The sequence below is a fragment of the Cohaesibacter haloalkalitolerans genome (genome assembly GCF_003574655.1).
Taxonomy (GTDB): domain Bacteria; phylum Pseudomonadota; class Alphaproteobacteria; order Rhizobiales; family Cohaesibacteraceae; genus Cohaesibacter; species Cohaesibacter haloalkalitolerans.
In genome coordinates this window covers 48,021-70,850 of the sequence record NZ_QNUM01000003.1, presented here as the reverse complement: position 1 = coordinate 70,850, position 22,830 = coordinate 48,021, and the positions used below count along the sequence as shown (strand labels likewise).

17 protein-coding genes are annotated in these 22,830 nt (G+C 57.6%); 9 read left to right on the top strand and 8 right to left on the bottom strand.

Features of this window, described 5'->3' with window-relative positions:
- Positions 1–21: 21 nt before the first annotated feature.
- Together DSL70_RS07895 and DSL70_RS07890 are read right to left on the bottom strand one after the other, a co-directional pair.
- Entirely contained in the window at positions 22–717 is a 696-nt protein-coding gene (locus DSL70_RS07895; protein WP_119307387.1) for a CDP-alcohol phosphatidyltransferase family protein, read from the bottom strand.
- Between the two features lie 64 nt (positions 718–781).
- Complete coding sequence (locus DSL70_RS07890; protein WP_205563200.1) at positions 782–1,777, bottom strand: DUF2182 domain-containing protein; 996 nt, start codon at positions 1,775–1,777, stop codon at positions 782–784.
- 268 nt (positions 1,778–2,045) lie between these two features.
- On the opposite strand from DSL70_RS07890, the gene DSL70_RS07885 reads away from it, so the two are divergent.
- The 4 genes from DSL70_RS07885 to hspQ all read left to right on the top strand — a co-directional run bounded on the left by DSL70_RS07885 (position 2,046) and on the right by hspQ (position 6,194).
- Positions 2,046–3,275, top strand: coding sequence for an FAD-dependent monooxygenase (locus DSL70_RS07885; protein ID WP_119307386.1), 1,230 nt, complete (start codon positions 2,046–2,048; stop codon positions 3,273–3,275).
- A 172-nt stretch (positions 3,276–3,447) separates the two neighbouring features.
- Positions 3,448–4,320, top strand: a complete 873-nt coding sequence (locus DSL70_RS07880; RefSeq protein ID WP_119307385.1) for a lysophospholipid acyltransferase family protein — start codon at positions 3,448–3,450, stop codon at positions 4,318–4,320.
- 203 nt (positions 4,321–4,523) lie between these two features.
- A complete protein-coding gene (locus DSL70_RS07875; RefSeq protein ID WP_119307384.1) occupies positions 4,524–5,570 on the top strand; it encodes an HpcH/HpaI aldolase/citrate lyase family protein in 1,047 nt (348 codons plus the stop codon).
- 300 nt (positions 5,571–5,870) lie between these two features.
- On the top strand, positions 5,871–6,194 hold the full coding sequence (gene hspQ / locus DSL70_RS07870; RefSeq protein ID WP_119307860.1) for a heat shock protein HspQ: 324 nt from the start codon (positions 5,871–5,873) through the stop codon (positions 6,192–6,194).
- 124 nt (positions 6,195–6,318) lie between these two features.
- Here hspQ and DSL70_RS07865 read toward each other — a convergent pair whose 3' ends face one another.
- Positions 6,319–6,969 carry an invasion associated locus B family protein gene (locus DSL70_RS07865; RefSeq protein WP_205563199.1) on the bottom strand — a complete coding sequence of 217 codons (651 nt, stop codon included), beginning with the start codon at positions 6,967–6,969 and terminating at the stop codon, positions 6,319–6,321.
- Positions 6,970–7,344: 375 nt separating this feature from the next.
- On the opposite strand from DSL70_RS07865, the gene DSL70_RS07860 reads away from it, so the two are divergent.
- The 3 genes from DSL70_RS07860 (at position 7,345) to DSL70_RS07850 (ending at position 12,491) form a co-directional block, all read left to right on the top strand.
- Positions 7,345–9,231, top strand: a complete 1,887-nt coding sequence (locus DSL70_RS07860; RefSeq protein WP_119307383.1) for an extracellular solute-binding protein — start codon at positions 7,345–7,347, stop codon at positions 9,229–9,231.
- Between the two features lie 138 nt (positions 9,232–9,369).
- Positions 9,370–11,076, top strand: coding sequence for an AMP-binding protein (locus tag DSL70_RS07855; RefSeq protein WP_119307382.1), 1,707 nt, complete (start codon positions 9,370–9,372; stop codon positions 11,074–11,076).
- Between the two features lie 65 nt (positions 11,077–11,141).
- Positions 11,142–12,491 carry a diguanylate cyclase domain-containing protein gene (locus DSL70_RS07850; protein ID WP_119307381.1) on the top strand — a complete coding sequence of 450 codons (1,350 nt, stop codon included), beginning with the start codon at positions 11,142–11,144 and terminating at the stop codon, positions 12,489–12,491.
- A 17-nt stretch (positions 12,492–12,508) separates the two neighbouring features.
- Here the strand turns inward: DSL70_RS07850 and mfd are convergent, their stop codons facing one another.
- The gene (gene mfd / locus DSL70_RS07845) at positions 12,509–16,012 is read right to left on the bottom strand and encodes a transcription-repair coupling factor (protein ID WP_119307380.1); all 3,504 of its coding nucleotides are present in this window, start codon (positions 16,010–16,012) and stop codon (positions 12,509–12,511) included.
- Between the two features lie 106 nt (positions 16,013–16,118).
- Entirely contained in the window at positions 16,119–16,418 is a 300-nt protein-coding gene (locus DSL70_RS07840; RefSeq protein ID WP_119307379.1) for an FAD assembly factor SdhE, read from the bottom strand.
- Positions 16,419–16,600: 182 nt separating this feature from the next.
- Between DSL70_RS07840 and recG the strand changes: the two genes are divergently transcribed.
- Positions 16,601–18,706, top strand: coding sequence for an ATP-dependent DNA helicase RecG (recG, locus tag DSL70_RS07835; RefSeq protein WP_119307378.1), 2,106 nt, complete (start codon positions 16,601–16,603; stop codon positions 18,704–18,706).
- A gap of 22 nt (positions 18,707–18,728) precedes the next feature.
- Here recG and DSL70_RS07830 read toward each other — a convergent pair whose 3' ends face one another.
- On the bottom strand, positions 18,729–19,565 hold the full coding sequence (locus tag DSL70_RS07830) for a DUF502 domain-containing protein (RefSeq protein WP_119307377.1): 837 nt from the start codon (positions 19,563–19,565) through the stop codon (positions 18,729–18,731).
- 302 nt (positions 19,566–19,867) lie between these two features.
- On the opposite strand from DSL70_RS07830, the gene DSL70_RS07825 reads away from it, so the two are divergent.
- Complete coding sequence (locus tag DSL70_RS07825) at positions 19,868–20,245, top strand: YbaN family protein (RefSeq protein ID WP_119307376.1); 378 nt, start codon at positions 19,868–19,870, stop codon at positions 20,243–20,245.
- Here DSL70_RS07825 and DSL70_RS07820 read toward each other — a convergent pair.
- Both DSL70_RS07820 and glmS read right to left on the bottom strand, forming a co-directional pair.
- Positions 20,242–20,826: a GNAT family N-acetyltransferase gene (locus DSL70_RS07820; protein WP_119307375.1), complete on the bottom strand. Its 585-nt coding sequence runs from the start codon at positions 20,824–20,826 to the stop codon at positions 20,242–20,244. The two genes, DSL70_RS07825 and DSL70_RS07820, sit on opposite strands and share 4 nt — an antisense overlap.
- Positions 20,827–20,895: 69 nt before the next feature.
- A complete protein-coding gene (gene glmS / locus DSL70_RS07815; RefSeq protein WP_119307374.1) occupies positions 20,896–22,722 on the bottom strand; it encodes a glutamine--fructose-6-phosphate transaminase (isomerizing) in 1,827 nt (608 codons plus the stop codon).
- Between the last annotated feature and the right edge of the window lie 108 nt (positions 22,723–22,830).

The window sequence follows — 22,830 nt, the reverse complement described above, 5'->3', positions numbered from 1 at the left end:
GATCCGGGCGCAGGATCCGGTCTAGCCTTGCGGTCTGATCCTGCGGAAATGGAGCAGTGGTCCAATGGCAAACAGATAAAGGCCGCTGATTGCCAGAGCGATGCGATCCAAAGATGTAGGAACCATATTGTTGAATACAACATGGCAGGCAAACACTGACCATACGGCAACAATTGTCAGCGTCAGCGGGCGCAGGGATTTCACTCTTACCGGATGGACGAATTCGATGGGAACGAACTGCCCGGCAGCTAGCAGCACCAGAACGATGAAGCCCGTCACAGGGTCCGGCGTGAAAATGAAATAGTAGAACAGCACTCCGTTCCAGACTGCTGGAAAGCCGCGAAAGGCGTTGGATGGAGCCTTCATCTGGTCATTGGCAAAATAGAGCCCGCCAGTGACGACGATAATGGCGGCAGCAACCAGCCCGTAGGGTTCGGGCATCAGGTCTGCCTTGACGAAGGCAAAAGCCGGAATGAAAACATAGGTCGCATAGTCGATGACGAAATCGAGGCTGTTTCCGCTCCAGTGGGGCAAAACCGTGGACACGTGCATCTTGCGCGCGATCGGACCGTCGATGCCATCGACGAACTGCGCTGCCAGCAGCCAGAAGAACAGGGCTGTCCAGTCGCCATTCGAAGCGGCAAGTGTGGCCAGAAGGGCAAAGGCTGCACCGGAGGCGGTCAGCAGATGAACGAGGAATGCGGTTTGTTTTTGCATGCGCAGTCCCTAGCCCATCCTGATGTGGGAAGCAATCAGAAACAACCGCGATCCGCTACAAAAATCAAATGCCGAGGATGGCACGTCCGGCTGGTGATATGGACAGTACCAGAAGGCCCCAGATTATGAGGAAAATACCTATGCCGCGAGTGACCCACGGATTGGGAACCACCTTCTCGATCCCCATGAGCAGGCCCAGCACTGCCATCCAGATGACATTCATCACACCGACCGCGAACATCACCGCCATCAATGCCCATGTGCAGCCCGTGCAGAACAGCCCCTGTTCCAGCCCCATGACATAGGAGCCGGCAAAGGAGCGGAAAAAGCCCTTTTCGGTTCGGCGACTGAAATAGGGAAAGGGCAGCTGGCAGCGCAGCAGGCAGGCCTGCTTGGCGGCGGTGAATTGGTAGATACCGGCGAGCAGCAGCGTCGAGGCGGAAAAGACCATCGAAGCGGGTGCCATGACCGGGGACATGGTCTGGATTTCCGTAAGGCCCCACTGCAACAGGGTTGCCAGAAGGGCAAAACCGACCCAGACGCTGAGATAGCCCAGTGCCAGCATGAGAATGCCAAAGGCGCCGGTCTTGCGGCCCTTGGTCTCCTGAACCGCAGCGTAGCTCTTGAGAATTGGCGCGGCCGTAGGCAGCATCATGGCAATGGCCATCATCACCCACATGGCAAAAACGATCATCAGATCCTGAAGCCCCCAGGCCCCCTGCCCGGGCATGCCGAAATGGCCGATGGCGGCGGATGGTGCGCAAACCGCGGCGATAAAGGCGCGGGTTGTCGGGTCGAGCGCTTCAAAACTGTTGAAGGCGTTGAAGGCCGCCATGCCCGGCCCAAGGGAGCGCATGTCCATGTCCGGGGCCATGTCGACCACCATGGCAAACAGATAGAACCACGCAAACAGCGATGCGACAGCAATGGCAAGAAAGAGCGCAATGCGCGGCTTGGCTTCGGCTGCGGCGAGGTCCGGATGTTCCTTGCGGAAGCGGGCCATCTGCTGCTGCAGCTCTCTGGCGTTGCTGGTATCGAAAAAGGATCCGAGAAAACTCATCCGGACGCGCCCTCATTGCATGGGTGATCTTGGCTGGGGTGATCTTGGCAAGGGTGATCTTGAGGTGCCATATGAACCGTAGTCGTTGTGGATTGCAAGTTAGTCATGGTGTCATAATGGCAAAAGCTGGCTGGACCGATACGGGAAAGTATCTGGATTTCACGCCGGGAACGCGCTATGACCCGAAGCTATCTGGGGTAAATGTTACGGAATCGGAATGGCGGGCCATGGTCTGAGTTCCGTTGGTCGTCATCAAAGGGGTGCTGTCATGTTGCAGAGTCGACAGGTCGATGTTGCTGTGATCGGAAGTGGACCAGCGGGGCATGTCGCTGCGATCCAGATGATCAAGCTCGGCTTTTCCTGCGTGCTGATCGGTCCGGCCCATGGCGGTACTGACGGGCGAACGACTGCCCTGCTCGGCAGTTCGGTTCCCTATCTGGAAGGCCTCGGACTGTGGGATGCCATCAAGTCCGAGGGGCAGGCCCTGCGGACGATGCGTCTCATTGACGATACCGGACGTCTGTTCAAGGCACCGACCACTGAATTTGACAGCTCGGAAATTGGACTTGAAGCCTTTGGCTACAATATCGACAACAACCGGTTGGTGGCCTGCCTGCATTCGGCGCTTGGCGGGTTGGAGATGAGCCGCCTGATAGAGGATCAGCAGTTTGCCAGCTCTGTCGCGCTTGGTGGGGATCGTGTCCACATTGACATGGCCGACGGCACCGAATGGAACGCGCGGCTTGTGATTGCCGCAGACGGGCGCAAGTCGATTGTCAGGGAGGCCGCTGGCATCGAAATGCGCAAATGGTCCTATCCGCAGGCGGCACTGGTGGTCAATCTGCATCACGCCTCTACGGCGCATAACAATATCTCGACCGAGTTTCACACCAAAACCGGCCCCTTCACGCTGGTGCCTTATCGGGACGGCTTCACTTCAAGCCTTGTCTGCGTTGTCACTGCGGATGATGCCGAGCGGCTGAAGGCCATGGAGCCTGCCGCGCTGGCACTTGAGCTGGAACGCCGTGCTCATTCCATCTATGGCGCATTCGAAGTCATCAGCACGCCTCAGATCTTCCCTCTGTCTGGCGTAATGGCGAAGGAATTCCATGGCCCACGGGCAGCACTTATCGCCGAAAGCGCCCATGCCTTTCCGCCGATCGGGGCGCAGGGGCTGAATCTCACCCTACGCGATATCTCGACCCTTGCCGATGTCATTCGCGAAGACGGCATCAACGACCCGGGGTCGGAGGAAGTGCTCGTTGCATATGATCGCATGCGACGCGGCGATATCTGGTCGCGGACGGCGGGCGTGCACATGCTCAACATGTCGCTTATCTCGTCTCTGCCCTTTGGTCAGGGGGCCAGAACGGCCGGTCTGGCGCTTGCCAACATGGTGCCCACCTTGCGTAAATTCATGATGAAGGCCGGGCTGGATGCACCGGGCCGGATTGGCTGGACGAGCGCGGCCATGAAAAAGCATCAACCCAAGCTCTGAACGCTGCCAACAGGCGCGACGAGTCGTACAGGATTGGTCGCCCGGTGGCCGGCTTCTTTCCACATTCGCCTTTGTCCCCTTTGCGCTTTGGGCAACCTGGGATAAAAATCGCAAAAATGGATTCGCTCACTGGCGGTAGCGAAGGGTGTCGAGAAACCTGCAGGGATTGAGAATGAGAAAAGTCACGCTGGCTCATCGGGTTGAATATGCGCTGCTGATGTCTGTCATCTTCATCCTGCGACTGATGCCGCTGCATGTGGCCTCCGCCTTCATGGGCTGGATCTGGCGCAGCCTTGCGCCAAGGCTCAGACGGCAAAAGCGGGCGATGGCCCATCTCCGCCTCGCCTTTCCGGACAAAAGCGACAATGAGCTTCATGCCATTACGCTCGGCATGTGGGAGAATCTCGGGCGGACCTTTGCCGAGAGCGTGCTGGCTGACCGGTTCGTGGCGCGGATGGACGAGTTGATCACAGAGCCGAAAAACTATCGAGAGGTAGTCGAGGAAATCAAGAAATCCGGCGGTGTAATCGTTTCGCTGCATTCGGGCAATTGGGAACTCGGCGGTGCGATTTCCTCGCACAATGGATTTGACTGCTCGGTGGTGATGCAGAAGCTCAAGAACCCGCTGGTGCATGACTATATGGTCCGCAAGCGGGCCGAAACCTTCAGTGGCGGCGTGTTTGTCAAGGGTGACCGGGCCGGCATGAAAGCGCTCACCTCCGTGCATGGTGGCAAGGCCGTGGCGATCATGGGAGACCTGAGAGACGTGCGCGGCAGCAGTATCGACTTTTTTGGGCGCCCGGCGCCGACCAACAGCTTTCCTGCCCGTCTGGCGCGCAAGAAGGGAGCGCCGCTTATCGGGCTGCGCATTCGCCGGATCAGGGACATCCATTTCGAGGTGCAGGCAGAAATCATTCCCATGCCCCAGACGGACGATATCGAGGACGACATTCTCAAGGCGACCATAGCCGAACAGGCACAGTTTGAGGCCTGGATCCGGCAGGCGCCAGAACAATGGATGTGGGCGCATCGCCGTTGGGGCTAGGCTGCTCCACTTGCCGCTTTACCGCTCATTACCCCCTCATTACATCCGTTCCTCTACCCCTTCCGTATCTTCCCCTACAGTCTTATTGCACTGCAGCAATTTTGCGGTGCAAATAGGCCAAGGAGTGCGCCGTTCCCTTGAATGAGGCCCGAAAAGACGATTGGAGCGTCGGGGCTGGCGGTGCAAAGAACGGGAGAGAGACGATGAAAACGCCGCGTGCATTCTACAAGCCATTGGCAATTGGAGCGCCAGTCCCCTATCGCGAATTGCCGGTTCGCGTCGAGCGCATGATCCATTTCGTGCCGCCGCATATTGAAAAGATGCGAGCCAAGATTCCCGATCTGATCAAGTCTGTCGATGTGATCCTGGGCAATCTCGAAGACGCCATTCCCGCTGAGAAGAAGGAAGAGGCCCGCGCCGGGTTTATCCAGATGGCGCGCGACAATGACTTCGGCTCAACCGGGCTGTGGACCCGCGTCAACTGCCTCAACTCGCCGTGGTTTCTTGATGATGTCATCGACATTGTCTCCTCGGTTGGCAACAAGCTCGACGTGATCATGCTGCCCAAGGTGGAAGGTGCTTGGGACATTCACTATCTAGACCAACTGCTGGCCCAGCTGGAAGCCAAGCATGGAGTGGAAAAGCCGATACTCATTCACGCCATTCTGGAAACCGCTGAAGGGGTGGCCAATGTCGAGGACATCTGTGCCGCGTCGCCGCGCATGCATGGTATTTCGCTTGGACCAGCCGACCTTGCTGCGTCCCGTGGCATGAAGACCACGCGGGTCGGCGGGGGGCATCCGGGCTATCGGGTTCTGGCGGACATCGAGGAAGGCAAGGAACGTGCCTATTATCAGCAGGACCTCTGGCACTATACGATGGCCAAGATGGTGGATGCCTGCATGACCTATGGCCTCAAGGCCTTCTACGGTCCGTTTGGCGATTTCGCCGATCCCGACGCCTGCGAAGCCCAGTTCCGCAACAGCTTCCTGCAAGGGTGCCTTGGCACATGGACGCTGCATCCTTCTCAGGTTGCCATCGCCAAGCGCGTCTTCAGCCCGGATGTTGATGAGGTCAAGATGGCCATACGCATTCTGGAGGCCATGCCTGATGGGACCGGAGCCGTAATGATCGATGGCAAGATGCAGGACGATGCAACCTGGAAGCAGGCCAAGGTGATCGTTGATCTGGCGCGTCAGGTGGCCGACAAGGACCCGGATATGGGAGCGCTTTACGGTTTTGGGGGCTAGAACAGTGTTCATGTGAGCCCCACCCGCATTGGCGGGAACAGGCGCGGAAAACTGGCAAATTCCTGCGATTTTGCCGAAATTCGCATTTCAAACTCTTCAAAATGCGCAACAAGGGCCAGACAGGTGAAGGCTCTTGTTGACTTGCCCATCTGTCTGTGATGTGTACTGAGCTTCGTTTTCCGACGAGCTGATCAAAAGAATGTTCATAGCGTCTGCGGCAATATGTATGCTAGATTAATGCTAAGAGCCTATTTTGCGAGGCGAATAAAAGAAACAATGGAGCCTGGTCTCATGGCGGAAATGAAAACCGCAAAATTTCAGATCGGTCAGGTCGTGCGCCATCGGGTTTATTCCTTCCGTGGCGTCGTCTTTGACGTGGATCCGGAGTTTGCCAATTCCGAGGAATGGTATGATTCCATTCCTGAGGACGTGCGTCCACGCAGGGATCAACCCTTCTATCATATCTTTGCCGAAAATGACGAAACCGAGTATGTCGCCTATGTCTCCGAGCAGAACCTGCTCAAGGACAGCTCAGGCGAGCCTATCCGGCACCCGCAGGTGCGTCAGCTCTTCAAGGGCATGAAGGAAGGCGTCTATATGCCTGAAGACGATCTGGTCAACTGACCTCACAGTCTCGTTTACCCCGGTCTTGTCGACCCCAGCTTGTCGATCAAGGATCGGATACAAAAAACCGCGACCCGAGCAATCGGATCGCGGTTTTGTTTTGTCTGCAGAACAGTGGGCCCGACTATTCGGTCTTCTGTTTCTGTTCAAGAATCTTCTGACGCTGCTCTTCGGCGCGCTTGCGCAGCAGATCCTGCAGTTTCTGCTGTTCTTCAGCTGCCTTCTTGAGGTCGATAGGATCGCCATCATAGCTGGCGGTAAAGCCGTTGAGGGACAGATCGAAGCGCACCGGCTGAGCCTGCTGGTTGAGCGCGGTGACCGAAATGGTGCCGCCCTTCTTCATCTGATCAACGAAGGTGTCATCCACGGCAACGTCCGAGAAGCAGGCGTTCGGGAAGCAGATCGAGAATGTGCCCTTGGTCTGTTTGCCCTTGTCGATCTGCAGCGTCAGGCCGTGGCGCAGCAGCATGCCCGGGGTGATCGCAATGACAAGAGCCTTGCGCTTTGCCCCTTCCAGTTCGCGCAGCGAAATGGAAGCCAGAAACTGGCCGGTCTCGGCTTTCAGCTCCTGGGTGACGGCGCAGAGCTGTTTCTTGGTCTTGGCATCGTCGCTGCAGAATTTCATCCATCGCGGGGCGTTGGCATTTGCATTGGCATCAGCTGCCTGCTGGGCGCTGGCGCTCTGCACAGGTGCGAGAAATGCAACAGCTGCGAGTGCGAAAGCAGCCGTGGCAACTGGCTTTATGAGTTTGGAAGCCCTGTCAAACATGACCATTAATTAGAATCCCGATTTTGTTCCGTTACTGCAGGAAGGCGAGTTCCCGTTCAATATGTCGATCCTTGCGACATCAGATCGTTTTGACTGACACCGGATTGGCAGAATCGCCTCAGCTCCATTTATGGCCTCTATGCCAAGAGCGAGTTATCGATGCAATTCGGCGGCAGTCATGAATCCAAAACTAGTCTCTTCATTCACAATGAATTGGGCAGAATAGTGACTAAACGCTATTTCTTCTACAAGCTGTCGCAGCAAAATGCCAGTGGCAGAATCATGCTGCGGCCGTTTTCCTGCCTATGATAGATTGACCCGGCGGGACTGATTCATTTCGGTCCCTGTTCGGCATTCCGTTTGCGACAGAGGAAGTGAACCATGTTTTTTCGATATTTGCGCCAGTCCCCTTCTCGGTCTTCCGTTCGGGGAGCGCTGGTCAGAAAGGCTGTGCTGCCGGTTCTGACCTGTTCCTTGCTGCTGGCCTCTCCGCTTCTGTCGACTGTCAGCCAGGCTGCGCCATCTCCTAGTATAGCGATGCATGGGGATCCAAAATATCCGAAAGATTTCAAATATCTGGACTATGTGAACCCGGATGCTCCGAAGGGTGGCCAGATCACCTATGCCAGTCAGGGCAGCTTTGACAGCCTCAATCCGTTTCTTCTTAAAGGGGTGGCACCACGTGGCCTCTGGGATGCCGATTATGGCTACAATGTCTATGAACCGTTGATGGCGCGCAGTGCTGACGAGGCCTTTTCACTTTATGGATTGATTGCCGAATGGGCAGACATGCCGGAGGACCGGTCGTCGATTACCTTCAAAATTCGCGATGAGGCGCGTTTTTCCGACGGCCAGCCAATCACTGTGGACGACGTGAAATTTACACTCAAATTGCTCGAGGAACATGGTCGTCCGTCCTACAAGAGCCAGATCAAGCGGATTGTTGCCATTGAGGAACCGGGGCCGGGACAGATTCGGTTGGTCTTTGATAATGGCGAAGACCGTGAGTTGCCGCTGCTGATCGGCATGATGCCGGTGTTGCCCAAACATGCCATTGATCCGGAGAATTTTGCCAAGTCCGGCATGTATCAGTTCATTGGCTCTGGGCCCTATCTGATTTCGCAGGTTGATGCCGGTTCAAAAATCGTGCTCAAGCGGAACCCCGATTACTGGGCCAAGGATCTGCCAATCAAGATCGGCCAGGACAATTTCGACCAGATCAGCATTGAATATTATCGGGATGGAACCGCGATGTTCGAGGCCTTCAAAAAGGGGCAGTTCGACATTCAGCCGGAATCCGACCCTGCCCGCTGGGCCGATCAGTATGATTTCAATGCCATCCGGGACGGCAAGGTCGAAAAGAAGGTCTTCAGCTCGAACTTGCCGACCGGCATGTCTGGCTTTGTTTTCAACACGCGCAAACCGGTCTTCCAGAACCGTGTTGTCCGGCGCACATTGGCCACGCTGTTCGATTTCGACTGGGTGAACAAGAATCTCTACCACGGCCTGTTCCAGCGTTCTGGCAGTTATTTCCAGAACTCTTCTCTCTCGGCGCTGGGGGAGCCGGCAAGTGAGCGGGAAAAGGCGTTGCTGGCTCCCTATCTCGACACCATAGACGCAAACATACTGGACGGCAGCTATCTGCCCGTTTCCGCGGCCAACAATGGCGAGATGCGCAAGCTGATGCGGGCCGCTCTCTCCGACCTTGCAGGCGAAGGCTATAGCCTCAAGGACGGGGTCATGGTGAACGAGGCGACCGGGGCACCGTTTGTCTTCGAGTTTCTTTCGACCACCAAGGAAGAGGAACGCCTCGCCCTCGTCTACGCCCGGGTGCTGGAACGCCTTGGCATCAAGATGGAAATCCGAACCGTCGACTCGGCCCAATATTGGGAACGGCGCAAAACCATGGATTTCGACATGATGAAGATGTCGTGGAGCGCGTCGCTGTCTCCGGGCAACGAACAGAAATCCCGTTGGGAGTCCTCGCAAAGGGACGTCGATGGCTGGTTCAATCAGGCTGGCGCGCATGATCCTGCGGTTGATGCGATGATCAATGCGTTGCTTGCCGCACGCAGTCAGGAAGATTTCACCGCTGCTGTGCGGGCCTATGACCGAACCCTCATCAACGGCTTCTATGTGGTGCCGCTGTTTCACAAGGGCGAACAATGGGTCGGCATGTGGAAGCGGATACGCTACCCGGAAACGGAAGCCAAAGGGCGGCCTATGGCCGGATATCGCCCCACCGTCTTCTGGTATGGTGGGGAATAATATTCAAAAAACGCAGTTTTTCTCGAGAAAACAACGGAAACGATATGATAGCCCCCGTTGGGGGCTGTCTTGATCCTATCGGAATCAGCTACACTTGCTCAAAGTTCTACGTGTGTTTCACTGAGCAAGAGGTCTCGTATGCTCCTCTCCACCCCCGAACAAATCGAATTCTATTCTTCATCAGGCCTCTGGGGGGAAGATCGTGTTGATCTGGTTTTTGCGCGGCACGCAGAACAGAGGCCGGACGAGCTGGCGCTGGTTGATGATCAGTTGCTGCATTCCGTCAGTGGTCGTCGGCCCCAGTGCCTGTCCTTCATCAGGACATGGCGGCGCGTGGTCGCCCTTTGCGAGTTCCTGACCGGCATTGGCATGAAGAGCGACACGGTGGTTGCTATGCTGGTACCGCCGAGTGCCGATGCTGCCGTGCTGACGCTTGTTGCGAGCCGGATGGGGATCATTCTTGCGCCCATTCCGCTGACCAGCGGCGAGGCCGATCTCAGGGAAAAGCTCGAACAGGTTGGCGCCAAGGCAATTGTCTGCTGTTCACACTATGAAAACGAGCCCGTCGCCGAGCGTGTCCGCAATGTTGCGGCCGACATGTTTTCCATCCGCTTTGTCTTCTGCATTGGCGATAATGCCCCCGAAGGCCTCATTGATCTTGGTGACATCCTCTCCGAGGAAGACAAGGTCGATGAAGAGACGTTGTTCCAGCATGCGCTGCAGGCCGGGGCCAACAGCATTCTGGCGATCCATTGGAGTTCTGCCGGGAGCGAACAGGCCCGACCGATCGGGCGCAGCCACAATCAGCTGCTGACGATTGCGCGCTACGCCCATGAACAGACGGACCTTGGCGCGGAGAGCTGTGTGTTCGTGACCCACCACATGTCCGGGCTTGTCGGGTTTGCCGTCGGGCTGATCGGGGCGCTGGAAACCGGCGCGCGGCTACAGTTTCACAATTTCCGGTCATTGCCGAAATTCGTCAATGCGCTCGCCGAGTTTGGTGGCCAGCATGTCTATCTGCCGGGAGCCCTTTGGGAGGAAGTCCATGCCCTGCTGCCAATGTCGGTGCGCGAACAGCTTGTCAGCATTTCGCTGGTGTGGAACCGTGCCCACGCTGAACAGAGCGTGTTTGGCGAGAATGAAACTGCTGCCCGTCTGATCGATGTGACCAACTTCAAGGATCTGGCGCTGGTTTCCCAGATCCGCCGACATCCAAGCGAAGTCGGCTCCGTTCCGCTTGGTGCCATTAATTTCCTGCGAGACCCTTCTCAGGTTTATATGGAAACCTTCCTTTATGGCATGGAAGAAGCAAGGGCCAAGGGCGACGCCGGGATCGTTGGTGGGGAGTTGTGCATCAAAAGCGCGATGCTGCCTGATTGTGCCTTCCCTCTGGCCGGGGCGGTAGAAGGCGAACCGCTGCGTGCGACGGATGACGGCTTTATTCATACCGAGATCGGATGCCACCTTGTGACCGAGGAACATGGCGATCAACGCGCCCTCTTCCGCCCGCTTGGCGATCTGGTCGACGTGCTGGTGTTTGGCGGGTTTGCCGAGCGCGGGGAAGACCTTGATGCACTTTATCGCGCCTGCATTGCCGTCTCGGACGCTGCCGCCTTTGTTGTACCTGCTGAGGATAGCGGGCCGGCCCATCTGATGGCGGCGCTTGTCTGTGATGACAAGGAAACTGCGCGCGAAGAGTTTTATGCCTATCTCAAGGCCAAACGTGTTTCGAGTATGAAATGGCCCCGTGATGTTATATTCGTTGAAGCCATTCCGCGCCGGACCAATGGCAAGGTCATGCGGGAAAGCCTGCTGGAAGCCAGTCAGGTCGCAAATGTTGCTTGAGGTCTGAATGCGCAAGGGTTTCCTTTGTGCAGTCCTCCCCGTACTAGAAGGCACAAGGCAGCCGAATGGCCAAGCATGCTCTGATTTTTACCTCGACTGATCTTGGCCTAGATACACCGCAATGGGCCGATGTGCTTACACAGGCTGACTTTGCAGTCTGGTCGCACTATGTCTTTTCCGAAAAACCGATTGATCCGGTCTCGCTGGCGTCGGGTATTTTGCTGGTCGATCTGTTTGACGTGGAGGGCGAAGATGTTGCCGCCTTTATCGAGCGGGCGGTGGCGTTGCGCAAGGAATATGGCTTCTCCGATGCTCGGGTGCCGATGGTAGCCATTGCGGACTCAGCCCTGGCACTGACCGAAGAGCAGATGAAGCCTTTTGCCGACATTCTGAAGCCTCCCCTCACCCAGGATCTCATCGCCAATCGGCTGACGTCCCTGATGCGGTTGGCGACGATGCGGCGTGAGGCAGAGCGCCGGTCTCTCACCTTCAAGCGGTTCGGGGTTGGGCTGCCAGTCGTTCCTCCGCCGCGTGACCTTGACAAGCAGAGCCTGCTCTATCTTGGTGCCGGTGCTGCCTTTCTGCCGGTACAGGTCGCCCTGCCAGATACTGTCGAGACCATTGCCGCACTGACCCCGTCGATGGCGATGCACTATCTGGAGGCCAAGTCGTTCGATGCTCTGGTCGTGGAGCTCAGTGACTATAACGAGCATCTGATCGAGTTCATTGCCGACCTGCGCCGCAATCCAAACTATTTCTCCTTCCCGATTATCCTTGTCTGTCATAAGCGGGCCGTTCAGGACGGGTTGGCGGGGCTTGCTGCCGGGGCAAACGACATCGTCTCCTTCCCCTTCTCCGAGCGCTTTTTCGAGAACCGCTTTGACATTCTGGTGCGTGAGGAACGCTATCGGTTGCAGTTGCGCAAGATCTTTTCCGAAGCCCGCCTGCTGATGCCGACGGATGCTGTCACGCGGCTTTATTCGGAAGAGTTCCTCAAATCGCATCTGGAGGTCTTGCAGCAGGAAGATGCCGGCGCATCGGTGACCTTCGTGGGGTTCGATCTTTCGTTTGATGCCGTGCATGAAAAGCGTGGCGGGGATCGCCTGCCACCGGCTCTGTTGGCCAAGGTGGGCCGCCTCATCTCGTCGCTGATGCGGGCGGAAGATCTGTTGGCGCGGCTCGATAATGGCTTCATGGTCGGCTTCTTTCCCGATACCGATCTGTTTGAGGCGCGGTTGGCACTGCAGCGTATCCGCTCGATTGTCCAGCTCAGTCCCTTTGTCGAGCAGCATTCGGAACGGGCGGTCTATGTATCGCTCGACTTCTCCCTGCATTATTGCGACACACGCAGCCCGGAATTCAATGTCGAACGCATCCTCAGGGACCTGTTCGAGAATCCGGTCGTCCGCTTCTGACGGGTGACCCCTCAGGGCTATTTTGCGCTGAGGGCCAGTCGTGCCAGCTGCGTCATGATGACGGCCGTGCCTTTGAGACGGTCTGCAGACGATTTCCAATCGCGCGCCAGGAAGACCTTCTGATCCGGGCGGATCTTGGCCAGTGTTCCCTGTTCCGTGAGATATTGCACAAGACCGGCCGGGTTGGCGAATTCGTTGTTGCGGAAGGATACGACGGCCCCTTTCGGTCCGGCGTCGATCTTCTCGACATTGGCCTTGCGACACAGACCCTTGATATAGACAATCTTGAGCAGATGCTTGACCTCCTCGGGCTGCGGACCAAAACGGTCAGTCAGCTCGGAGCCGAATTCATCGATTTCGTCCGCTTCCACCAGGTCGGCAAGGCGCCGATAGAGGTTGAGCCGCAACTGCAGATCATGGACGTAGCTGTCCGGGATCAGTACCGGTGTGCCGATGGAAATCTGCGGCGACCACTTGTCTTCCATGATGGTCAGATCGCCAGAGCGCAGCGACGCTACGGCTTCTTCCAGCATCTGCTGATAAAGCTCGTAACCGACTTCCTTGACGTGGCCGGACTGTTCCTCGCCCAAGAGGTTGCCCGCGCCGCGAATGTCAAGGTCGTGGCTGGCGAGCTGGAAGCCTGCGCCAAGGGTGTCGAGGCTCTGCAACACCTTGAGGCGGCGTTCGGCGGTCGGCGTCAGGGTTTTCTTGGCCGGAACCGTGAAGAGCGCATAGGCACGGGTCTTGGAGCGGCCAACGCGGCCTCTGAGCTGATAAAGCTGGGAAAGGCCGAACATGTCGGCGCGGTGGACAATCAGCGTGTTGGCGGTGGGCACGTCGATGCCGGATTCCACGATGGTCGTGGAGAGCAAAACGTCGAACTTGCCGTCATAGAAAGCCGTCATGATGTCATCAAGCTGCCCGGCGGGCATCTGGCCATGGGCGATGGCGAATTTGACTTCCGGTACCTGTTCTTCAAGGAACCGCTGGATTTCGGCGATGTCGGAAACACGCGGGCAGACATAGAAGCTCTGGCCGCCGCGATAGCGTTCTCGCAGCAGGGCTTCGCGGATGGTGAGCGCATCAAACGGCGAGATGAAGGTGCGCACAGCGAGACGGTCGACCGGCGGCGTGGCGATGAGCGAGAGTTCGCGCACACCGGTGAGTGCAAGCTGCAAGGTACGCGGAATCGGGGTCGCGGACAGGGTCAGGACGTGGACGTCGGCGCGCAGTTCCTTGAGGCGTTCCTTGTGCTTGACGCCGAAATGCTGTTCCTCGTCGATGATCAGCAGGCCAAGGTCACGGAATTCGATGCTCTTGCCAAGCAGCGCGTGGGTGCCGATGACAATGTCGACGGAGCCGTCCTTGAGGCCCTTCTTGGTGTCGGACAGTTGCTTGGAGGAAACCAGCCGCGATGCCTGGGCGATATTGAGCGGGAACCCGACGAAGCGGTCGGCGAAATTCTTGTAATGCTGGCGGGCAAGCAACGTGGTGGGGACCACCACGGCGACTTGCTTGCCGTTCATGGCGGCGATAAAGGCGGCGCGCAGGGCAACCTCGGTCTTGCCAAAGCCAACATCGCCGCAGATGAGGCGATCCATCGGACGGCCCGAACCCATGTCGTCGAATACCTGTTCGATGGCGTTGAACTGGTCTTCGGTCTCGTCGAACGGGAAGCGGGCGACGAATTCGTCATAGAGGCCTTCAGGCGGCGTTACACGCTCTGCCTGACGCAGTTCGCGCTCGGCCGCAACCTTGATCAGCTGGTCCGCCATCATGCGGATCCGCTCTTTCATCTTCGATTTGCGGGCCTGCCAGGCGACACCACCCAGCTTGTCAAGCTGCGCCTCGGTGTCTTCCGAGCCGTAGCGCGAGAGAAGCTCGATGTTTTCGACCGGCAGGAACAGCTTGTCGCCGCCGGCATAGTGAATTTCGAGACAGTCGTGTGGTGCACCGGCTGCATCGACGGTCTGCAGCCCCATGAAGCGGCCGATACCGTGCTCGATATGTACGACGATATCGCCTTCGGAAAGGCTTGAGGCCTCTGTCAGAACGTCAGAGCTTTTCTTGCGGCGGCGCTTGTTGCGAATGAGGCGGTCGCCTAGGATATCCTGCTCGCCGATGACCACGTCGCGGTCGATGGCAAAGCCGCTTTCCAGCTCAAGAACGGTGAGACCGACCTGATTGGACTTGATGACCTGCCGCGCCTGCCATGTTTCATAGGGCACCAGCCCGGTCATCTCGTGGTCGGTCAGAACCTGATGCATACGCTCGGCGGTGCCAGGTGTCCAGCAGGCGATGGTGACGCGCTTGTTGTCCTTCTTGAGGGCCTTGATGTGGTCGATCAGCGCATCGAAGACGTTGACATTTTCGGCGCTGCGTTCGGCTGCAAAGGTGCGTCCCTGCTTGCCACCAAGATCAACGATGGTTTCTACCCCGGTTTCGGGGATGTCGAACGGAGACAGTCGCACGCGCTTCTGGGTGCCGAGGATGCTGGTCCAGGCCTCGCGGTCCAGATAGAGCAGATGCGGCTCAACCGGCTTGTAGGGCACGCCCTGATCGAGGCCGGACTCAAGCGCTTCCCTGCGGGCGGCATAATGGTCCTTGATCAGCTCCATCCGTTCCTTGATGGCTTCATCGCTCAGCGGGTCGAGAATGACCGGGGCCTCGTCGGTGAAGTCGAACAGCGTCTGCAAATCGTCGTTGAAATAGGGCAGCCAGTGCTCGATGCCCTGATAGCGATGACCGTTCGAGATGGCCTGATAGAGCAGATCGTCGCGGGTCGAGGCGCCAAAATTGGAGGTATATCGGCGTCGGAAACTGGAGATTGCCTCATCGGTCAACACCACTTCGGAGGCGGAGACAAGGTCGATGCCCTTGAGCTGGCCAACCGTGCGCTGGGTGTTCTGGTCGAACTTGCGGATGCTCTCCAGCGTGTCGCCGAAAAAGTCGAGGCGCACCGGTTCCTCTGCGCCGGGCACGAACAGATCAACGATGCCGCCCCTGACCGCATATTCGCCATGTTCCCTGACCGTCGGTGTGCGCAGGAAGCCGTTGGTTTCCAGCCAGACGATGAGCTCATCCATATCGACCGAGTTGCCCGGTTTTGCCGACCAGCTCTGCTTTTTGACAGAAGCCTTGCTGGGGACACGCTGCAGCATGGCGTTGACCGAGGTCAGCAGGATGACCGGGCTCGTAAAGCTGGCATAGGCCAGCCGCGACAGGGCCGTCATCCGCCGGGCCGAGATTTCCGCATTCGGCGACACGCGATCATAGGGCACACAATCCCACGCAGGTAGCGACAGACAGGTGAGCTTCGGCGCAAAGAATTTGAGCGCCTCCTCCATGGCAGCCATGCGGCGATCGTCGCGGGCGATATAGACCGCAGCCAGTGTCTTGCCTGCTGTTTGCTTGAGATGCGCTTCAGCGACTTCGGCAACAGCCAACCCCTCCAGCCCGTCCGGAACGTGGCTGACGTGAAGCATCATGGACTTGGCAAGGGCGTCGGCAATAGTGGTCATGGCAGGAAAAGGTCGTGTGTGTGAATGCAAAAGGCGGACAGGCTCTATAGCAGCTAAAGGCCTTGTCCGCCAGCTTGGCAAAAAGCAATATAAGGGCAGGAAGGCCTCAGAGAAGGCCGGACTCGAAATTCTTGTGGTAGTTCTTGATCCGGTGGAACATCGGACAGTCAAAGGCTTCCGGCACTGGCAGCTCGTTGGTAAACCACTGCATCAGGTCGCGGTCATGCTGGTCCATCAGCATTTCCAGCTGGTCCAGTTCCTCATCGGTCAGCTTGTCGAGCTCGTTGTCGACGAACCGTCCCAGCATCAGGTCCATTTCCTTGACGCCCCGGTGCCAGGCACGCATGAGAATCTTCTTGTGCCGTACATCCAAACCTTCGCTGCTGCGGGTCGTGCCGTGGGACATGGTCGTTTGCTCCTTTAGGGCTTAGTCACTTGTTGACCCTGTATAACCACTGTGAGGCTGCTTGTCAGCCATTGATCGATAGTCTATCACAAAACAAAAGGAGAACATGTATTGACGCCGCCCCCTGAGTTGGCCATGGTTGGTGTAAATGCGTGCCAATTTACGGAATCAGATCTCGACCGATGCGCCCCGACCGTCTCAACAGCTATTTCGCTTCCCTGACGACCCTCAAAGGGGTGGGGCCGAAGATCGGTCAGGCCTTCTCGCGGCTTTTGCGGGGCGACGTGTTGCAGCCGAGCCGACGGATCGACCTGTTGTTGCACATGCCTGTGGCGGTCATTGACCGTAGCTTGCAGCCATCCCTTGCGGAAGCGCCTGACGGGTTCATCGTCACGGTGCGCCTGACAATCGACAAGCATTTGCCGCCACCCCGCAACAACAAGCGTGTTCCCTATCGCGTTCTTGCTCATGACGAAACGGGCGAGATCACCCTCACCTATTTTCACGCCAATGGCGGCTATCTGGAACGACAGATGCCCGTCGGCTCTGTCCGGTTCGTCTCCGGCAGGCTTGAGCGCTTCAATGGCGTTCCGCAAATCACCCATCCCGATCATGTGGTCGATGAGGATGATTTTGCCTCCATGCCGTTGATCGAGCCGGTCTATCCGCTGACCGCAGGGCTTTCGGGCAAGGTGGTGCACAAGACGGTTCAGGCCTGCCTTGAAGAGATGCCGCCGCTGCCCGAATGGCAGGAGACGGCATTGCTTGATCGTGAACACTGGCCAGCCTTCCACGAAGCGCTCGACCGCATCCACAATCCGATCGGGTTGTCCGATCTCGATCTTCTTTCCCCGGCACGGCGCAGGATTGCCTATGACGAATGTCTTGCCAGCCAGTTGGCCCTGTCGCTGGTTCGCAGCAATGTCAAGAAGGCCAAGGGGCTGGCGCGGCAATGGGATGGAAAGCTCAAGGATGCCTTGATTGATGCCCTGCCCTTCACGTTGACTGGCAGCCAGCAACAGGCAATCGCCGAGATCGAGGCCGATCTGGCCTTGCCGGAACGCATGCTGCGGCTGGTTCAGGGCGATGTGGGCAGTGGCAAGACCATGGTGGCGCTGATGGCGGCGGCCGATGTCATCGAGTCCGGTGCTCAGGCGGCGATGATGGCTCCGACGGATCTGCTGGCGCGGCAGCATTATCAGTCCGTCCGCCGCCTTTGCGAGACGGTGGGCATTCGGGTGGCCGTGATGACGGGCAAGGACAGCGCTGCGGTCAAGCGACAGATCCTGCAGGCACTTGAAAAAGGTGATATCGATTTTCTGATCGGCACCCACGCGCTGTTCCAGCAATCGGTGGTGTTTGCCGATCTGGGGCTGGCGATTGTCGATGAACAGCATCGGTTTGGCGTACAGCAACGCCTGATGTTGTCGGACAAGGGTGTTGCGACAGACCTTCTGGTGATGACGGCTACGCCCATCCCGCGCACGCTGGTGTTGACCCATTATGGTGACATGGATGTGTCTCTGCTTACCGAGAAGCCTGCCGGGCGCAAGCCGATCGAGACGCGGACCATGTCACTGGACCGGCTCGGTGAGCTGGTGTCACGCCTCGCCGCACAGCTTGAAAAGGGCGCCAAATGCTATTGGGTCTGTCCGTTGGTGGAAGAATCCGAGCTGCTTGATGCGACGGCTGCCGAAGAGCGGCACGAGAGCCTCAAGGCGGTCTTTGGCCATCGGGTGGAGCTTATTCACGGGCGGATGTCGGCGGAGGAGAAGAAATCCGCCATGGATCATTTCAAGGATGGTGACGCGCAGATCCTTGTGGCAACAACCGTGATCGAGGTCGGCGTTGACGTGCCCGAGGCGACCATCATGGTGATTGAACATGCCGAGCGGTTCGGGCTGGCGCAGTTGCACCAGTTGCGCGGTCGCGTTGGCCGTGGCGACAAGGCCTCTTCCTGCATCCTGCTGTTTCAGGGGCCGCTCGGATCGGTCGCCAAGGAACGCCTCAACATGATGAGGGAGACCGAGGACGGGTTCCGCATTGCCGAGGCTGATCTGCGGTTGCGCGGTGAAGGCGATGTTCTAGGCACAAAGCAGTCCGGTATGCCCGGGTTCAGGGTGACGGATGCCGAGGCGCACAAGGATCTGATGGAGATGGCACGCAAGGAGGCACGGCTGATCGTGGAAATGGACCCCGGTCTTCAGGGCAAGCGCGGGGAACCCTTAAGGGATCTGCTCTATCTGTTCGGGCGCGACGAAGCCATTCTGCTGCTGAAAGCCGGCTGATGCACGGCCTTGCCGCTTCTGATCATTCTGCCACTTCCATGCGCTTGGACTTCGGTTTGCTGTCCTCGTCCGTCGAGGCCACGTCATTTGCCGGGGATACATCCTTTGACGCGCCCTTGGAGCCGAATTTCTTGTGCGCCTTTGGCTTGTCTTCCTCGGTCGCATTCTTGGTGATGAACTTGGGGGTGACCAGACCGGCAGAGACGACGAGCTTGGCTGCATCCTCAACGCTCATGTCCAGCATGATGACGTCATTGCGCGGTACGAACAGCAGGAAGCCGGATGTCGGGTTCGGCGTGGTCGGCAGAAAGACGGAAATATAGCCCTCATGGTCGTCACCGGGTTTCTCCCGGTCTTCAATCCGGTGTGCTACCTCGCCCATCGTTTCCGTGGCAACGAAAGCAAGTGCCCAGATGCCGCGGCGTGGGTATTCAACAACAGCTGCCTTGGTGAAGGTCTTGCCCTTCTGGGAGAGAGCCGTTTCGAAAATCTGTTTGAGCGCGTTGTAGAGGTTGCGTACCAGCGGCATGCGGCCGACGAGCACTTCGCCAAAGGTCAGCAGTGAGCGCCCGACGAAGTTGGCCGTCAGGAATCCGAGGATCGTCAGGATCAGGAAGGAGAAGACCAGACCGACACCCGGCACGGAGAATGGCAGATAGTTGTCCGGGTTATAGATATGCGGAATGTAGGGTTTGACGGTGGAGTCAACCCAGCCGATGAACGCCCAGGTGATGTAGATCGTGATGCCGATTGGAGCCGCGATGACCAGACCCATCAGGAAATAGTTTCTCACACGGGCACCAAAGGTCAGCCTGCCGAGTTCGATTGGACCCTTTTTGTCTTCATTCTTCGATGTCATCTGTGTTTGTTCCGTTCAATCCCGGCCTTTTGAGGTCGAAAACCCTGTGCTTGACCACGCTTTGCCGCCGGCCGTCAATTGGGGGCCAGCAAGCCTATGTCTTTTGGCATTTATGGCAGGTCAAGATATTCTTTCCTGCCTATAAAGATAATGCGCCCTGTGTCTACTTAAAAGATGAAGAAATCAGTTTCCTGCCCGAATTATGGGCTACGCATGTTGCAGTTGAGCGTCGCAATAAATATTTCTGGAGTTCATACTCCCTTTTTGAGGCGTCGGGCTGCACTGTCAGCGGATGATTTTGGATGAAACAGCTCAAGCGGCCTTTCTATTTTCTGTCGGGTCTGGCCCTTACCGCAATAGGCATTGTCGGTGCCTTTCTGCCGGTGTTGCCTTCGACGGTCTTTTTCATCATGGCCGCCTTCTGCTTCACCCATTCATCGCCACGGCTTGAAGCATGGATTCTCGATCATCAGCTGTTCGGACCGCCGGTTGTTGCGTGGCGAGACCATGGAGCGATCAGCCGCAGGGCGAAATATTTTGCCTTTGGCGGGATGGCTTTTGGCTTTGCCATGTTTATTGTGTTCGCGCGACCGGGGGTCTGGTTGTTGCTTCCGGTGATGTTGTTCTTTGCCGCCTCGGCGCTCTATGTCGGCACCCGACCGGATGGCCCGAAGGATTAGCGCTGAGACTGAGCTTTGTTGGCGTTTGAGGCGGGGTGTGCGCGCAACTGGTCCCATTCCTCGCGCAGAATGCCGTAGCTCAGGGAGTCAAAATACTTGCCGTCGAGGATTCTGGCCTTGCGGTAGCAGGCTTCCAGCTTGAGGCCGATCCGTTCCGCAAGGGCCATCATGCCAGCATTGCCGGACCATGTGGTGAGGCCGATGCGAACTAGCGCCGGGCGTTCGGCCAGTTGCCGGTCTATCCAAAGCGGCAAGGCAACGGTTCCGATGCCCCTGCCCCAGTCCGTCTGGTTGAACAGGACGATGCCGACCTCCAGCCAGTTGGTGCGCTGATCCTTCCAGTAGTAGGACACCTCGCCGAGGACACGACCGTCCTCTTCATCGAAAATCAGTTTGAAATTGAAGCTCGGGTTCGGCTTGGTCAGCTCAAAGCCGAATTCCATGATCTTCTTGTTCTGATCGGCTGCTGTTGGCATGCCCATATAGGGCCCGTTCAAGCGATGGTAGGCTTGTGTCGGGGCGATGAGCTTGCGGTATTGTGGCAGGTCTTCAAGCTTGATGGGGCGGAGCGCGATCTTCATGAGACATTTCTTGTGCCCGCCTGCCCTTCTTGGGCAAGCAGGCTGAGTGAGAGGAATTTCAGACCCTCATTATTCCACGGTCACCGATTTGGCAAGGTTGCGCGGCTGGTCCACATCGGTGCCCATGAAGTTGGCGGTGTAATAGGCAAGCAACTGCACCGGCAGGGCAAAGACGATGGGTGCGATGACTTCCGGCACGGTTGGCAGGACGATCATCGTGGCGTCATCAAGGGAGTTCTTGGATGCGCCGAGTTCGTCGGTGATCAGAATGATGCGGCCATCGCGGGCGGCGACTTCCTGCATGTTGGACACCGTCTTCTCGTAATATCCGTCGTGCGGCGCGATAACGACGACCGGCATGGTCTCGTCAATGAGCGCGATCGGGCCATGCTTCAATTCACCGGCGGCGTAGCCTTCTGCATGGATGTAGGAGATTTCCTTGAGCTTCAAGGCGCCTTCCAGAGCCAGCGGGAAGTTGGAGCCGCGACCCAGATAGAGAACATGCTTGACCTTTGAGAGCTCATGGGCGAGATCCGACAGGGATGCGTTCGGCTTGAGGGCCTGACGGATGAATTTCGGCAATTCGCTCAGCGCCTTGACATAGGCTTTCTCTTCGTCTGCCGTGATGGTGCCCCGTGCGCGTCCCGCCATGATGGCAAGGGCCAGCAGCACGGACAGCTGGCAGGTGAAGGCCTTGGTCGAGGCAACGCCGATTTCAACACCGGCAAGGGTCGGGAAGATCACGTCACTCTCGCGGGCGATGGTGCTTTCCGGCACGTTGACGATGGAAGCGATATGCTGTCCCTGCTGCTTGCAGTAGCGCAGGGATGCCAGTGTATCAGCAGTTTCGCCGGACTGGGAGATGAACAGCGCCAGACCATTCTCCGGCATCGGCATTTCGCGATAACGGAACTCGGAGGCGACATCCATGTCAACCGGAATGCGGGCCAGCCGTTCGAACCAGTATTTGGCGACGACGCCAGCATAATAGGCGGTGCCGCAGGCGCTGAGAGAAATGCGGCTGAGGGTGGCAAAGTCGAACGGCAGGGCTTCGTTCAGGCGCACTGTGCCATTGGCAAAATCGACATAGTGGGACAGCGTGTGCTGGATGACTTCCGGCTGCTCATGGATTTCCTTTTCCATGAAATGCTTGAAGTTGCCCTTGTCGACGATATTGGCCGCAGCCTGTGCCGTGGTCTTGCTGCGCTCGACCTGATTGTTGTTTTCGTCGAAATAGGTGGCCGATGTTCTGGTCAGAACCACCCAGTCGCCTTCTTCCAGATAGGTGACCTCATCGGTGAAAGGGGCGAGAGCAAAGGAATCAGACCCGAGATACATTTCGCCATCGCCATGGCCGACTGCAAGCGGAGAGCCGCGACGGGCACCGATCATCAGGTCTTCTTCATCACCGAAGATGATGGCCAGCGAGAAAGCCCCTTCCAGACGACCGAGAACGGCAGCGACGGCCTCTACCGGCTTCTTGCCAGCGAGAATCTCGTCGTGGATGAGATGAACGACCGTTTCCGTGTCGGTTTCCGACTCGAACACATGGCCTTTGGCGGTCAGCTCTTCGCGCAGTTCGCGGAAGTTCTCGATAATGCCGTTGTGCACGGCAGCCACATTGCCAGCCCGATGTGGGTGGGCGTTGGTCTCATTGGGAATGCCATGGGTGGCCCAGCGCGTGTGGCCGATGCCGATGGTGCCCGGCAACGGATTGCCGCTCAGCAACTGCTCCAGATAGCGCAGCTTGCCGGGCGCACGACGGCGGTCCAGGGTCTTGTTGCAGATTGTGGCGACCCCGGCGGAATCGTATCCGCGATATTCGAGCCGTTTGAGAGCGTCAACCAGCTGGGGCGCTACAGCTTCTTTACCTAGAATTCCAACAATTCCACACATGGCAATGTCTTTCCCAAAAATATTGAATCAAGATGTCTATGTCTTGGGTAACCAGTAACGCAGAGCTTTCTGATTTGAGAAATCAAATCGGATTGCAGTTTCTAACGC

Excerpts from the sequence above, each read along its gene's own strand:
- DSL70_RS07895 (WP_119307387.1), bottom strand. The coding sequence starts at position 717 with ATGCAAAAACAAACCGCATTCCTCGTTCATCTGCTGACCGCCTCCGGT.
- DSL70_RS07890 (WP_205563200.1), bottom strand. The coding sequence starts at position 1,777 with ATGAGTTTTCTCGGATCCTTTTTCGATACCAGCAACGCCAGAGAGCTG.
- DSL70_RS07885 (WP_119307386.1), top strand. The coding sequence starts at position 2,046 with ATGTTGCAGAGTCGACAGGTCGATGTTGCTGTGATCGGAAGTGGACCA.
- DSL70_RS07880 (WP_119307385.1), top strand. The coding sequence starts at position 3,448 with ATGAGAAAAGTCACGCTGGCTCATCGGGTTGAATATGCGCTGCTGATG.
- DSL70_RS07875 (WP_119307384.1), top strand. The coding sequence starts at position 4,524 with ATGAAAACGCCGCGTGCATTCTACAAGCCATTGGCAATTGGAGCGCCA.
- hspQ (WP_119307860.1), top strand. The coding sequence starts at position 5,871 with ATGAAAACCGCAAAATTTCAGATCGGTCAGGTCGTGCGCCATCGGGTT.
- DSL70_RS07865 (WP_205563199.1), bottom strand. The coding sequence starts at position 6,969 with ATGGTCATGTTTGACAGGGCTTCCAAACTCATAAAGCCAGTTGCCACG.
- DSL70_RS07860 (WP_119307383.1), top strand. The coding sequence starts at position 7,345 with ATGTTTTTTCGATATTTGCGCCAGTCCCCTTCTCGGTCTTCCGTTCGG.
- DSL70_RS07855 (WP_119307382.1), top strand. The coding sequence starts at position 9,370 with ATGCTCCTCTCCACCCCCGAACAAATCGAATTCTATTCTTCATCAGGC.
- DSL70_RS07850 (WP_119307381.1), top strand. The coding sequence starts at position 11,142 with ATGGCCAAGCATGCTCTGATTTTTACCTCGACTGATCTTGGCCTAGAT.
- mfd (WP_119307380.1), bottom strand. The coding sequence starts at position 16,012 with ATGACCACTATTGCCGACGCCCTTGCCAAGTCCATGATGCTTCACGTC.
- DSL70_RS07840 (WP_119307379.1), bottom strand. The coding sequence starts at position 16,418 with ATGTCCCACGGCACGACCCGCAGCAGCGAAGGTTTGGATGTACGGCAC.
- recG (WP_119307378.1), top strand. The coding sequence starts at position 16,601 with ATGCGCCCCGACCGTCTCAACAGCTATTTCGCTTCCCTGACGACCCTC.
- DSL70_RS07830 (WP_119307377.1), bottom strand. The coding sequence starts at position 19,565 with ATGACATCGAAGAATGAAGACAAAAAGGGTCCAATCGAACTCGGCAGG.
- DSL70_RS07825 (WP_119307376.1), top strand. The coding sequence starts at position 19,868 with ATGAAACAGCTCAAGCGGCCTTTCTATTTTCTGTCGGGTCTGGCCCTT.
- DSL70_RS07820 (WP_119307375.1), bottom strand. The coding sequence starts at position 20,826 with ATGAAGATCGCGCTCCGCCCCATCAAGCTTGAAGACCTGCCACAATAC.
- glmS (WP_119307374.1), bottom strand. The coding sequence starts at position 22,722 with ATGTGTGGAATTGTTGGAATTCTAGGTAAAGAAGCTGTAGCGCCCCAG.